This is a genomic window from Knoellia sp. 3-2P3, from assembly GCF_029223115.1.
Classification (GTDB): domain Bacteria; phylum Actinomycetota; class Actinomycetes; order Actinomycetales; family Dermatophilaceae; genus Pedococcus_A.
The window spans coordinates 305,321-319,209 of the sequence record NZ_JARGZE010000004.1; the positions used below are offsets into that span (position 1 = coordinate 305,321).

The 13,889-nt window shown below is 71.5% G+C and carries 7 protein-coding genes and 1 tRNA gene; 4 read left to right on the forward strand and 4 right to left on the reverse strand.

The annotated features are described in order from the left end of the window. The first annotated feature begins 66 nt into the window (after positions 1–66). From P0Y31_RS14010 to P0Y31_RS14020, 3 genes are all read left to right on the forward strand, one after another. A complete protein-coding gene (locus tag P0Y31_RS14010; RefSeq protein ID WP_275870391.1) occupies positions 67–3,057 on the forward strand; it encodes a UPF0182 family protein in 2,991 nt (996 codons plus the stop codon). A gap of 85 nt (positions 3,058–3,142) precedes the next feature. Then, positions 3,143–3,216 (forward strand) — tRNA-Met (locus P0Y31_RS14015). 252 nt (positions 3,217–3,468) lie between these two features. Next, positions 3,469–6,987 (forward strand): hypothetical protein, encoded by a 3,519-nt coding sequence (locus tag P0Y31_RS14020; protein ID WP_275870393.1) that lies wholly within the window; start codon positions 3,469–3,471, stop codon positions 6,985–6,987. Between the two features lie 90 nt (positions 6,988–7,077). Here P0Y31_RS14020 and P0Y31_RS14025 read toward each other — a convergent pair whose 3' ends face one another. The 4 genes from P0Y31_RS14025 to P0Y31_RS14040 form a co-directional block, all read right to left on the reverse strand. Then, the gene (locus tag P0Y31_RS14025; RefSeq protein WP_275870395.1) at positions 7,078–8,067 is read right to left on the reverse strand and encodes a metallophosphoesterase; all 990 of its coding nucleotides are present in this window, start codon (positions 8,065–8,067) and stop codon (positions 7,078–7,080) included. 22 nt (positions 8,068–8,089) lie between these two features. Continuing rightward, a complete protein-coding gene (locus P0Y31_RS14030) occupies positions 8,090–8,755 on the reverse strand; it encodes a histidine phosphatase family protein (protein ID WP_275870397.1) in 666 nt (221 codons plus the stop codon). A 12-nt stretch (positions 8,756–8,767) separates the two neighbouring features. Beyond that, positions 8,768–9,703 (reverse strand): sulfotransferase, encoded by a 936-nt coding sequence (locus P0Y31_RS14035; protein WP_275870399.1) that lies wholly within the window; start codon positions 9,701–9,703, stop codon positions 8,768–8,770. Positions 9,704–9,924: 221 nt separating this feature from the next. Next, entirely contained in the window at positions 9,925–11,268 is a 1,344-nt protein-coding gene (locus P0Y31_RS14040) for a cation:proton antiporter (RefSeq protein ID WP_275870401.1), read from the reverse strand. A gap of 470 nt (positions 11,269–11,738) precedes the next feature. Between P0Y31_RS14040 and P0Y31_RS14045 the strand changes: the two genes are divergently transcribed. Beyond that, positions 11,739–13,880, forward strand: coding sequence for a DEAD/DEAH box helicase (locus tag P0Y31_RS14045; RefSeq protein ID WP_275870403.1), 2,142 nt, complete (start codon positions 11,739–11,741; stop codon positions 13,878–13,880). Positions 13,881–13,889 lie beyond the last annotated feature (9 nt).

The following is a 13,889-nucleotide window of genomic DNA, read 5'->3' on the forward strand; positions in this document are numbered from 1 at the left end:
AGTTCTTCAGAGTGGTTTGGCGCCGGTGGCCCTCCGCACGAGGGCGGTCGGCCCACGCCCCCGGGCATGGGACGCCCCGGCGGTGGGCGTCCGGGCGGACGTGGTCCGCTGGGCCTGCGCAGGAAGCGGGGACCGCTCGGACCCACGGTCGCGATCCTAGGTGCCCTGGCTGTGCTGGTGTCGCTCGCGGCAGGCCTGTGGACCGACATCCTGTGGTTCGACTCCCTCGGCTACACCCACGTCTTCACCACGGAGGTCACCACCAAGGTCCTGCTCTTCACGGTGGGGTTCATCCTCACCGCGGGCCTGGTCGCCTCGAGCCTGGTCGTCGGCTACCGGACCCGGCCGGTCTACGCGCCCGTCACGCCGCAGCAGCAGAACCTCGACCAGTACCGCGAGGCCATCGAGCCGCTGCGCCGCGTCGCGACGATCGGCATCCCGGTGATCCTCGGGTTCCTCGCCGGCACCGGCGCCGCAGGGCAGTGGAAGGCGTTCCTCCTGTGGCGCAACAGCGTGCCGTTCGGGAAGAAGGACCCGCACTTCGGCATCGACATCGCGTTCTTCGTCTTCACGCTGCCCTGGCTCAGGTTCGTGCTGGGCTTCCTGACGATGATGCTGATCATGGCGCTGATCGCGGCGGCCTTCACGCACTACGTCTACGGCGGGGTGCAGCTCCAGGGCCGCGGGGAGCGCACGACCCGGGCGGCCCGCACCCACCTCGCCGTCCTGGTCGCCGCCCTCGTGGTCGTCCGCGCCGGCAGCTACTGGGTCGACCGCTACTCGCTGGTGACCAAGGAGTCGGACCTGCTGACCGGCCTCAAGTACACCGACGCCACGGCCGTCATGCCCACCAAGGCGATCCTCGCCGTCGCGTCGCTGATGACGGCAGCCCTGTTCATCGCCTCCATCTGGACGCGCTCGTGGCGCCTGCCGGTCATCGGCGTGGCGCTGCTGACGGTGACCGCGGTCGTGGTCGGCGGGATCTACCCGGCCCTCATGCAGAACTTCCGCGTCAAGCCGTCGGAGAAGACGTACGAGGCGAAGTACCTCGACCGCAGCATCAGGGCGACCCGGGCCGCCTACGGCCTCGAGGGGGTCGAGACACAGGTCTACGAGGCCGGCACCACGGCGACGCGGAACCAGCTGCGCGACGACGCCGACACCATCCCCGGGATCCGGCTGGTCGACCCCAACGTCGTGTCGCCGACGTTCCAGCAGCTGCAGGCGGTGAAGTCCTACTACGGCTTCCCTGACTCCCTGGACGTCGACCGCTACACCATCGACGGCAAGAAGCAGGACACCGTCATCGCGGTGCGCGAGCTCGACCTGGCCGGCGTGCCCGCGAACCAGCGCAACTGGCTCAACGACCACACGGTCTACACCCATGGCTTCGGGCTCGTGGCGGCCTACGGCAACCGTCGCGGCGAGGACGGGCAGCCGGTCTTCTACCAGCAGAACATCCCGCCGGTCGGCAAGCTCCCTACGTTCGAGCCGCGCATCTACTTCGGCGAGAAATCGCCGACCTACTCCATCGTCGGTGCCTCGGAAGGCACCCGGCCGCGCGAGTTCGACTACCCGGACAGCAGCGCGGCGGGTCAGAAGAACAACACCTACAACGGCAGCGGCGGCGTGGAGATCGGGTCGTTCATGCGCCAGGCGGCCTACGCCATCAAGTACCGCGAGCTGAAGTTCCTGCTGTCCGACGCGGTGAACGAGGACTCCCGGCTGCTCTACACGCGTGAGCCGCTCGAGCGCGTCAAGAAGGTCGCGCCCTGGCTGACCCTCGACGGGAACCCCTACCCGGCCGTGGTCGGCGGCCGGATCCAGTGGATCGTCGACGGCTACACGACCTCGGCCGACTACCCGTACTCGCGCCTGCAGGACATCGACAACGCCACGTCGGACTCGGTCACCGAGACCTCGAGCGCGGTCCGGGCCATCAGCACGGGGCAGATCAACTACATCCGCAACTCCGTCAAGGCGACGGTCGACGCGTTCGACGGCAGCGTGCGGCTCTACACCTGGGACGAGCAGGACCCCGTGCTGAAGGCGTGGTCGAAGGCCTTCGACGGCACGGTGCGGCCGATGAGCGAGATCAGCGGCGACCTGATGTCGCACCTGCGCTACCCGGAGGACCTGTTCAAGGTGCAGCGCATGGTGCTGTCGCGCTACCACGTGACCGACGCGGACTCCTTCTACGGCGGCCAGGACTTCTGGCGTGTGCCCAACGACCCGACCCGGGAGGACACCGCCTCCGCCGTCTACCAGCCGCCCTACTACCTGACGCTCGCCATGCCCGGCCAGCAGTCGCCGAGCTTCTCGCTGACGACGACCTTCCAGCCCACGGGTGACCGCGAGGTGCTCTCGGGCTTCCTCGCCGTGGACGCAGACGCAGGCTCCGAGGACGGCACGCGCAAGGCCGGCTACGGCAAGCTGCGGCTGCTCGAGCTGCCGCGCGACACCACCGTCAAGGGTCCGGGTCAGGTCGCGAACGACATCAACTCCTCGAACGTGACGTCCGAGGCGTTCACGCTGACGCTGAACCAGTTCCTCAACCAGAGCCGGCAGCAGGGCTCGCGCGTCACGATGGGCAACCTGCTGACGCTCCCGGTCGGCGGCGGGCTGCTCTACGTGCAGCCGATCTACGTCCGTGCCAGCGGGACCTCCGCCTACCCGCTGTCGCGGGCGACCGTGGTGGCCTTCGGTGACAAGCTGGCGTGGTCCGACACCCTCACCGGCGCCCTCGACGGGCTCTTCGGGGGCAGCTCCGGCGCCGAGGCCGGCGACACCGGCAGCGGGTCCGGACCAACGCCGACGAAGCCGCCGACCGGCAGCGATGCTGCTGCGCTCGCCCAGGCGCTCGAGGACATCCAGGCCGCCTACGACGACGGCCGGGAGGCGCTCAAGAACGGTGACTTCGCGGCCTACGGGGAGGCGCAGAAGCGCCTCGACGACGCCATCCAGCGGGCGGTCGAGGCCGCTCCGCAGGGCGGCACGGCCACGGTCACCCCGACCCCGACGGGCACCGCCACGCCGACCCCGACGACGACCAGGTGAGGCAGCCGGGGGCGGGTGCGCCCGACCCGGTCCGGGGGCGGATTTGCCCCTGAAAGGCCCGCTCGCGTAAGGTTGGTCCTACCGACGCGGGGTGGAGCAGCTCGGTAGCTCGCCGGGCTCATAACCCGGAGGTCGCAGGTTCAAATCCTGCCCCCGCTACTGAAGGCAGTAGCCCGAAAGCGGCCCTCACAGACACTGTGAGGGCCGCTTCCGTCTGTCCACCGGTCACCCGTCGGATCGCGGGCCTCGCCCACTCGGAGCCCGTGCCTCATCCGTTCGGCCACAAAGAGCAGGCCGCAGGTCCCGTCCACGCCCCGGCGCGCCCTCGTCGCCGCCGCCGACACCTAGCCTTGCGCCGGCCGATGTCCACCCGGACGGCCCCCGTGCCACAGCGAAGGACTGCCCACGGCCATGACGACCCCGCCTGCCACCTCCCGCCGACGGATGATCGCCACCGTGCTCGCCACCGCCCTCATCGGCACGGTGGCCTTGGCGGCCACCGGGCTCGACGCCTACCGGTTGCTGGCGAGTGGTCCGCAGGCCGCCGTCCTGGGGCCGCTGGACTGTCCCAGCGGCCTCGAGCGCATCCCGCCGGCCGCGGGCTCCACGCTGTGGTCGTGCGGCCACGGTGACGTGGCCCCGCCGGGGGTCGACGTCACCAAGGCGCGCGGCACCGCTGAGCTGGTGGCGCGCGACGGCGCCGCGGAGGCCGCCATCGACGCTGCCGAGGTCGCCGGCGTGCCCACCCCCGAGGCGCTGGAGGCGGCCGCCACCACGGGGTCGCGCAACGTGACGTGCGACGGCGACGGCACGTCCGGCTACCGGGTCCAGGCGATGTACGCCTACGACCCGGCCAAGGCGGCGGGGAGCGCTGGGGGAGACCGGTATGCCGCCCTCAAGGCCAGCATCCAGACCTGGGCGGCCGGCGTCGACACCGTCTACAACCGCTCTGCCGCCCTCACCGGCGGCTACCGCAAGATCCGCTGGGTCACCGAGCCCGACGGCGCCGGAGGCTGTGTGCCCTCGGTCGTCAAGGTGCCCGTCCCGGGCACTGCCCTGGCCAGCGGCTCGCTGACCCCCACCCGCGACGCCCTGGTCGCAGCCGGCTACAACGCGAACATCCGCAAGTACGCGGTCTGGGCCGATGCCACCACCCTCTGCGGCATCGCCAGCGTCTACTCGCAGGGCAACCTCGGCGGCCGGTACTCCACGCCCACTCAGGACAACTGGAACAACGGCTTCGCGGCATCCCACGCCCGCATCGACACCGGCTGCTGGGGCCTAAGCGACTCCGTCGAGGCGCACGAGATCTCGCACATGCTCGGTGCGGTGCTCAACACGGCCCCCAACGCCACGGCATACGGCCACTGCACCGATGGCGCGGACCGGATGTGCTACCAGGACGGGGCCGGCACCGTGATGCGCAACGTGTGCCCGCCCGACACCGAGGCCCTGCTCGACTGCAACGGCAACGACTACTTCTCCACCTACCCCGGCCCCGGCACCTTCCTGGACCAGAACTGGAACAGCGCGAGCTCCCGGTTCCTGCTCGGCGGCGGCAACGGCGCCACGGGCGGCACGGCCGGCACGAACCGGGTCGCAGTCCTGGGCAACGACGGGGCCGCCGGCCTGCCGACCCAGGTGTCGGCCGCCGTGACGGTCCCCGTGGGCCGCACCCACACCACGGCGTGGAGCACCCGCACCGGCGGCTGCGCGCTCACCGCCGAGGGCGGCCAGGCGACGGTGCGCTGCTCCCCGTCGGTGGCCGAGGCAGCGGTCACCGCGACGGTCACCGACTCCGAGGGCGTGGTGTCCACCGGCTCGCTCCGCCTCGTGTTCGACCAGGCCGCGCGGCCGTCCACCCTGGCCCTCAGCAGCCAGGGCACCGCGGCGTGCCTGCCCGCGTCGCCCGCCCTGGCTGCCCGCCTCACCGACACGGCCACCGGGGCAGGGGTGTACGGCGCGCAGGTGCAGTTCGTCCAGGACGGCGCCCTGGTCGCGCAGGCCACGACCGACGCCACCGGTGTCGCGCGAGCCACCCCGACCATCAACGCCCCCGGAACGGTCACCGCGGTGGTGGTGGACCCCATGTACTCCGGAGCCACCCGCACCGGCGTCGTCACCATCACCGACGAGTGCCCGCCCACGGGCGTCGCCGGTGCCCTGTCGGCCACCTCCATCCGCCACGGCGACCCCGTCAGCGCCTCCGGCACCGTCACCGGCGTGCGGGGCGGGGTGCCGGACCAGGCCGTCGCCGTCACCGTCGGCGGCAGCACCACCACCGTGCGCACCGACGCCTCGGGGGTGTGGACGGCCTCGTTCACCGGCGTGACCGCCGGGGGACCGGCCAGCGTGGCGGTGGCCGGACTGCCGCCGGTGTCCCTCGGCACCCTCACCGTGGCCTCGTGGCAGACCACGCTCGCCACCGGCTCGGTCAGCGTCGACGCCGGCTCCGCCGCGGTCCTGACCGGCCGCCTGTACGCCTACGACCCCGTGACCGGCCGCACCACCGCGCCCGGCCCGACCGCCATCACCGTGGCGGGGGGCGGCTGGACCGGGACGGCCACCACCGCCGCGGACGGCACGTTCGAGGTCGAGACGCCGCCGCTCTCCGAGGCGACGCGGTTCACCATCACGTCACCGGCCAGCGCCGCCCTCGCCGGTGCCACCGCCACCGTGCTCGCCGGCATCCGTGGGACGGGCACCCACGGCTCTGCGCTGGCCCTGACCGGCCCGGAGTCGGTGTGGTCCGGCGCGAGTGCCACCCTGTCCGGCACGCTGACCGTCACCGGCGCCGACGGCACCGCCAGCCACCCGGGCGGGCAGGAGGTGGCGGTGACCTGGTCCCGGGCCGGCAGCGAGGCCGTGTCGGTCGTCCCGGTGGTCACCGACGCCGACGGCTCCTTCTCGCTGGTGCTCGACGACGTCACCGCCGATGTCACGGCGTATGCCGCGTTCGCGGGCTCCGACGCGGGCCCGGCGGTTACGAGCGCGACGGTGACGGTCACGGCCACCCCCGTCACCTATGCCACCACCACCGCGATCACGGCGGTCCCGTCCTCGGTGCTCTACGGCACGACCCCGACGGTCACCGGCACCCTGGCTGTCACGGCCTCCACCGGTGAGACGGTGGGCACGGCCGGTGCCCGGGTCCGCGTCGTCCACACCCCCTCGGGGCTCTCCCCGGTCACCGCCTACGCGACGGTCGCCTCCACCGGCACCTGGAGCCTGCGGCTCCCCGCCCAGACGCGCGCGACCACGGTGGCCGCGTACTTCGACGGCACCGACCTGTGGCCGGCCTCGAGCTCGGGGTCCGCCCGGACGATCGCGGTGGCCAGCTACACCGCTCTGCCGGCCGTCAGCTCTTCCACGGCCGCGCTCACCGGCGCCGGCACGACCACCGTGACCGGGACCGCCTACAAGACCTTCGGCACCACCAAGGTGCTCATGCCCGGTGCCAGGGTCTCGGTCGTGCACCACGACGCCTACGGGAAGGCTCGCGGTGTCGGCACGGTCACCGCCGACGGTTACGGGATGTTCACCGTCCGGGGCACCGTGCACTTCACCGGGACCCTGCGCACGTCCATCGCCTCAGCGGCCGGCGTCACGGCGGCAACCGCGCCGGCACGTTCCATCACGGTCAGGGCCAGGCCGGCCATGGCCGCCTCGACCAGGTCGACCTACTACAAGCGGTCGGTGACGTTCTACCTGTCCACGTCGCCGGTGCGCTCCTCCAAGACCGTCTACCTCCAGCGCTACCACGGCGGCAGGTGGGCCACCGTCAGCTCGGTGAAGACCGGCACGACCGGCAAGGCCTCGCGGGCGTACACCCAGACGATCCGGGGCACGGTCGGCTACCGCTGGTACTTCCCCGGTGACCGCTACAACACCACCGGGTACTCGGCGAACCTCTGGGTGAGCGTCCGGTGAGCCCCGCGCAGGGGTGAGGCGACCCCGAACCCCGGCGAACAGCCGTCCCGGACCACGTCGGTGGTCCGGGACCGCTGTCGGTTCGTGCCGTCAGTGGCAGGTGGTCGTGCCCTTGTCGGTGAAGACCGGTGAGGCCGGGTAGGCCTGGACGTACTCCCAGTCGTAGCTGCTTGCGCCGAGGTCGAGCCTGAGGACGCCGAACGTCTTGTCGTCGCCGGCCTCGAAGTTCGGCAGCCTGGGGCTGGCGAGCGTGGAGTGGCTCTTGCCGCCCGTGCCGACGATGAAGGCCCGCAGCCCCTTGGCGGTGTCGACCTTGCTGTCCGGGTTCTGCTGCGCGTACCGCGCGTACAGGTGCGAGTTGCCGGTCAGCACCACGTCGGCACCGCCGTCGTAGAGGGCCTGGATGATCGGCTTGAACTTCCGCACCGTGTTGCCGTTGGACCAGTAGGGCCGGTGCATGACGGCCATGATGCAGCGCGCGTTGGTGTCGGCCAGGTCCTGCTTGAGCCACTTCACCTGGGGGCTGCTGCCGCTGCAGCCGCCGACGCCCGGTTCGGCACATGCGGTGTTCAGGGCCACCACGTGCCAGTTGTCCCCGATGTCGTAGCTGTACCAACCCTTGCACGCCTTGGTGCAGTCGCCCTGCTGGGCCCGGGAGGCGAAGTAGGTGAAGTAGCCGGAGGCGCCGGGCGTCGAGCAGCCGCCACCCGAGTACTCGTCCTCACCGACGACGGGGTAGGTCTTGTCGAGGTACTTCCCCCAGGTCTTGTCGTACGCGTTGTAGTACGCGTTCAGCTGTCCGCAGTTGTACTGGTTGTCGCCGACGGTCAGCACGTGCGTGGCGTCCGCCAGCTTCTCCGCCGTCAGGTCGTCGCGGCACTTCCGGCCGCGGCTCGAGCCCGGGGCGCAGGCGATGTCGCCTGCGACCATGACCACCGGGTCGCCCGTCAGCTCTGCCGTGGCACCGGTCGTGGTTCCCCCCGGCGTGGCGGCCACCGCGCTGGTGCCCCATCCGAGACCTGCCACGGTGAGCACCGCGGCGGCCACTCCTGCGGCCGTTCGCCCCCACGTTCGTCGCATACCCATCCCCTCTGCTGTGTTGTCAGTCGACGTCGCTGCCGGCCGGCAGCTGTACGAGTGAGAGTCGACCGCCTTCGGCGGCCATGGCAGTGAACGACCCCCGACCCACGGGGATGCGCCACTGCTCGCCATCGGTGCCCTCGAGCGCCGCCACGGCCAGCCGGATCATGACCGCGTGCGAGATCACCGCGACGCGCTCTCCCTCGTGGCGGGCGGCGATGATCTGCAGCGCTTCCAGCATGCGCTTCTGCGCGTCACGCAGGCGCTCGCCGTTGGGACAGACCGCCGTCGAGGGTGAGGTGCGGTAGGCCTCGAAGGCCTCCGGGTCGTACATCTGCGCCTCGTGGGCGGTCAGGCCCTCCCACGCCCCGTAGTCGACGTTGATGAGCCCGTGCATCACGCGGATGTCCGGGATCCTCGCCTCGTCGGCGATGATCTGCGCCGTGGCGATGGTCCGGCGCAGGCCACCGGTGTAGACCGCCTTGAGGCCCACCTTGGAGAGCTGGCGCGCCGCGTCCACGGCGTCCTGGTAGCCCTGCGCGTCGAGCGGGACGTCGCACCGGCCTCGATAGCGGTTCTCGACGTTCATGGTCGTCGTCCCGTGCCGGACGACGTACATCAGGCAGGTCTTCTCGTTGAGTGGCAGCTCCCACGCCGGCGTGCGTGGCGCCACGATCTCCTGTGTCACTGGTGTCTCCCCTCAGTTGTGCCCCGGCGCCGAGTCGGTGAGCTCGTAGCCGTAGGTGGCAAGCGGTTTGGCGATGGTGCGCTCGAGCATGTGGACCTGCTCGGCGCTGAGGTCCCGCTGCCAGGCCACACCGCGGCTGGCCTGGAACGTGTGCCTGCGGAAGCCGGCCTCGTACTGCGGCGTCCACTCCAGCCCGAGGAAGTCGATCACCTCCGCGGTCTTGCCGCGCGGGTCCTCCATGAGGTCCTCGAGACGCACGTCGAGCCACTGGTCCTCGGGGACCAGCGCACGGGCCTGGTCGATGGCGTCGATCAGGATCCGCCAGCCGAGCCCGGCGAGGACCACGAACGAGCGGTTGGACTCCTCCCACTCCTGGCGGTCGGCGTGGGAGAGCGGGCCGAGGTACCAGCTGTCCGGTCCCCGGTACCCGTCCCACCAGCCCATCTGGAGCCACGAGTTGGCGACGGCGCGCCCGTCCCTGACGACGTGCACGAACCGGGCCTGCGGGTACACCGTCCTCAGCAGGCCCGAGCGGGGCCAGCCCGTCAGGTGGTGCACGAACACGGGCTTGCCCTGGGCCTCCATGCGGCTGTCGAAGAAGTCGGCGATGCGCTTCTGCAGCCAGGGCGTGGCGTCCGCGGCGACGAGGTCACGACACGGCTGGGGGAACATCGCGGAGACCTGACGCTCCAGCACCTCCCAGCCCTCGGACGGCGCGACCCGGAAGCGGCCCGGCTCGATGACCTGGCGCCGGTCCTTGAACGGCCGCAGCGACGGGTCCCGCTCGGACGAGCGGTTGAAGAGCGCGTTGTTCCACCGGCCCTTGAGGTTCAGCAGCCCGAACTTGTCGTCGACGTTGGAGATGAAGCCGACGTCAGGATGACGAGCGGCCAGCTCAGTGACCAGCGTGGACCCGCACCTGCCCGAACCCAGAACGAACGACAGCACGCCGCAACCCCCTCTGTCGCAGACCCTCGGCGGCCCTTCCCGCCCGTGGTGACTCGCCAGCATAGGCATGTCGTAGACGGTGTTAGTCCGCTGTTTGCATGGGGTCCGCCGCACCGCGGCAAATGGTCGCCGAAGTGTCCGGAAACGCGCCGATTTCGTTGTGTCGCAAGGGAAAAATATGGCCCGTGCGGGCTAGTCCGCGGGCTAGTGCACGACGTACGTCAATTGCGGGTGCTGGGGCCCCCGGGGACACCGGCCCGTGGCAACGTCGCCCGGTCGTCCGGGCGCAGCGGCCGCCCGGAGCGGACGATGTGGCCGAGCCAGGTGCCGGCCAGCATGGAGGTGACGAGGGCCAGCATCACCAGGGCTGCGTAGAACTCCTGGCTGATGATGCCCGCGGCATACGTGACCGAGGCGAGCACGATGCCGGGGCCGCCGCGGGCGTTGGTGGCGATCGCCAGGTTGCGCGAGGCGCGGGATCCCTCACCGGCCAGCCGGGCACCCAGGTAGACGCTGCCGGACTTCGCGAGGCAGGCGAAGAGGAGGAACCAGGCGAAGAACACGATGTCGAAGTGACGCACCAGGTCGAGCTGGAGGCCGACGGTGGCGAAGTAGACCGGGATGAAGAAGGCGAAGGAGATCGACCGGATCGACTCCCTGGCGGCGACGACCTTCGGCCCCTTGGCCGCACTGGCCGCGATGCCGGCCAGGAACGCGCCGAAGAGAGCCGTCACCCCCAGCGCGATGCACAGCAGCGCCCCGCCGAAGATGAACAGCAGCAGGTAGGCGAGCGGGTTGCTGCTGGCCACGAGGTTCCAGCGCTGGCGCCGGGTCCAGCGGAAGCCGCGCGGCCCGAGGGTCAGCATGAGGGCGAAGACGGCCAGCGTCGCGAGCCCGTGGAACACCATGCTGCCGGTGCTGCCGGCCTCCAGGCCCAGCAGGCCGGGCACACCGAAGTCCGCGCTGCCCTCCACGCTGACCATGCCGAGGGCGAGGGCGAGCACCACGTAGACCACGACGTCCTCGATGACCGCCACCCCGAGCACGATCCGGGCGAAGGACGACTCGATGACGCCGAGATCGAGCATGATCCTCGAGATCACGGGGATGCTCGTCACCGCGATCGCGAGCCCGAAGACGAGCATCAGGGCCGTCCCGTTCTGGGCCGGCCCGAGCAGCTCCTCGGAGTCCAGGAACCTGAACAGCAGCGCGCCTGCCGCGAACGGCAGCACCACGCCGGTCACGGTGACCAGGCCGACCAGACGGCTCTCGTCGCGGCGGAAGAGGGAGCGCATCTCGGCGCCCGAGCAGAACATCAGCAGCAAAAGCCCGAGCTGTGAGGCCCAGCCGAGCACCGCCGCGACCGACCCCTCGGTCGGGAACACGCGGGCCTGCAGGTCGGGCCACAGGTACCCGAGCAGCGTCGGGCCCAGCACGAGGCCTCCGGCGATCTCGCCGATGACGCGCGGCTGGCGCAGCAGGGTGAACAGGTGGCCGACGCCGTGGGCGGCCGCGAGCAGCAGGGCCAGCGCCACCAGTGTGTGTGCGAAGTCGGCTCCGCCCATGGTCAGCTGGCCCCTCTCCCGTGCCGGGTACCCCCACAGCTCTCCTGACGAAGCGTGACACGCCCGGGGGAGGACCACCGACCGATTGGCCAAACCCCATTCGGTCCGGGAGCCCGGCGGGGCACGTGGTCCGCGGCATACCGGACCTTTGCCGCACGGCGACTCGGCCGGGAGGGGCATCGGGCGGTACTATCGGTGGTGAAGGGGACCCGGCCCACGCCAGTGCGCCGCCTCGGCGGCGGGCAGCTCGTCGTCGACGAGGAGCCGGGGGTCACCGCTGGACGGTCCGTCGAGGGTCGCATCCGGTCGTCGTTGGCAGCGCGTTCTGCTGGTCATCGCGACGGAGACCCGCTGGGAGTGCCCAGCCGGCCCGTTCCCCTTCGCTGACACAGCGCCCCGGCCGCAGGGCCGGGGGACACGGGTATGCCGTGTTCCCACCTGCACGCCGCGGCACCCCTGAGGAGGAGTTCTTGGCTCAACGAGGCCAGCGCCAGGCCGGCGCGACCCGCACCGCACCCCGCGCGCAGCGGCGCTACCGCGAGCGTGACGACGAGGGTCTCTTCCCCGTGCTCGCCAAGGCGGTGCGCGAGGTGGAGGGGGCGGCCCAGCGCGGTCGCCTGCGGCCGTCGTCGCGCACCAAGTTCCAGGTCATCGCGCTGCTGGTGCGCGAGGAGCGCGCCCGCCTCAAGGACGACGCGACGGTGACCGAGGGCCAGCGGGCCGAGCAGCTCAAGCGCCTCGACGGCATCGCCACGATCCTCGCCAAGACCGCGGCCCGCGACACCTCGCTGCTGTCGCTGCTCGCCGAGGACGCCGTCGTGGCCGGCGCCGCGAAGGCGCTGCGGCAGGAGATGCTCGCTGCCGCGGGGATGGAGCCCGAGCCGGAGCCTGAGCCGGAGCCGGAGCAGACCGTCACGACGGCCCCCGCGGAGCGGCGCGTCGTGCCCCAGTCAGTGGTCTCCCGCCAGCTCGCCAACCCCTTCCTCGCCCCCGACTTCTCCGCCGTCCCGCAGCGCCGGGTCCGCCACGGGAGACTCTCCGGCTGGGAGCTGCTCGGCCCGCTGTTCCGCTCCTTCGAGGAGGGCGGCGGCTCGTCCTGCATGGACCTGCCCGAGCCGACCTCGCTCCAGGCGCCCGGGGGGCACGAGCTGATGCACCACCAGGCGCAGGTGGTCGAGGCGGCCCGCGAGGGCCACCGCACCTTCCTCCTCGCCGACGAGCCGGGCCTGGGCAAGACCGCCCAGGCGCTGCTGGCGGCGCAGGCTGCGGACGCCTACCCGCTGCTCGCGGTCGTCCCGAACGTCGTCAAGGCCAACTGGGCCCGTGAGGCGCAGCTGTGGACGCCGAAGCACAAGGCCACCGTCATCCATGGCGACGGCCACACGATCGACGGCTTCGCCGACATCATCGTCGTCAACTACGAGGTGCTCGACCGGCACGTCGGCTGGCTGGGCGACCTCGGTTTCCGCGGCATGGTGGTCGACGAGGCGCACTTCATCAAGAACAAGTCCTCGCAGCGCTCGCAGCACGTGCTCCAGCTCGCGGAGCGGATCCGCCAGCGCACCGCCAACCCGCTGCTGATGGCGCTCACCGGCACCCCCCTGATCAACGACATCGAGGACTTCCGGGCCATCTGGCAGTTCCTCGGCTGGATCGACGACAAGCAGCCGCGGCCCCGCCTCATGGAGAAGCTCGAGGAGGTCGGGCTGAGCCCGGCCGACGCCGGCTTCTACGCGTCGGCCCGCGCGAGCGTCATCGACCTCGGCATCGTCCGGCGCCGCAAGGTCGACGTGGCCTCCGACATCCCGGCCCGTCGCATCGCCGACCTCCCGGTCGAGCTCGACGACGAGGCGGGCCGGTCGATCCGCGCCGCCGAGCGCGAGCTGGCCCGTCGCCTGGTCCAGCGCTACGAGAGCGCGCTGGCCGCCCGCGGCACCGGCGCGCCCGTCGAGGGCATCGACCACGACCTGGTGCGGCGTGTGGCCACCTGGGAGCGCGAGGAGGCGAACGCGAGCAAGGCCGACGGCAACGTCTTCGGCATGCTGCGCCGCATCGGCCGGGCCAAGGCCGAGCTCGCCGCCGACTACGCCGCCCAGCTGGCCCGCAGCGTCGGCAAGGTCGTCTTCTTCGCCAAGCACGTTGACGTCATGGACGCCGCCGAGGAGCTGTTCGCCAAGCGCGGCATCCGCTACTCCTCGATCCGCGGCGACCAGACCTCCAAGGTGCGCCAGCAGCAGGTCGACGCCTTCATGACCGACCCCGACGTCGCGGTCGCGGTGTGCTCGCTGACCGCGGCCGGCGTCGGCCTCAACCTGCAGGTCGCCTCCAACGTGGTGCTGGCCGAGCTGTCGTGGACCGACGCGGAGCAGACCCAGGCGATCGACCGCGTGCACCGCATCGGCCAGGGCGACCCCGTCACGGCATGGCGCATCATCGCCGCCCAGACGATGGACACCAAGATCGCCCAGCTCATCGACAGCAAGGCCGGGCTGGCGGCCCGCGCGCTCGACGGTTCCGACGAGGAGGTGTCGTCCTCGGCCGACATCCAGCTCGAGGCCCTGGTGGCGCTGCTCACCGACGCGCTGACCGCGCAGCTGCCCGCCTCCTCGTAGACCGACGTG

Coding starts and splice junctions, on each gene's coding strand:
- P0Y31_RS14010 (WP_275870391.1), top strand. CDS start 67: ATGGGACGCCCCGGCGGTGGGCGTCCGGGCGGACGTGGTCCGCTGGGC.
- P0Y31_RS14020 (WP_275870393.1), top strand. CDS start 3,469: ATGACGACCCCGCCTGCCACCTCCCGCCGACGGATGATCGCCACCGTG.
- P0Y31_RS14025 (WP_275870395.1), bottom strand. CDS start 8,067: ATGCGACGAACGTGGGGGCGAACGGCCGCAGGAGTGGCCGCCGCGGTG.
- P0Y31_RS14040 (WP_275870401.1), bottom strand. CDS start 11,268: ATGGGCGGAGCCGACTTCGCACACACACTGGTGGCGCTGGCCCTGCTG.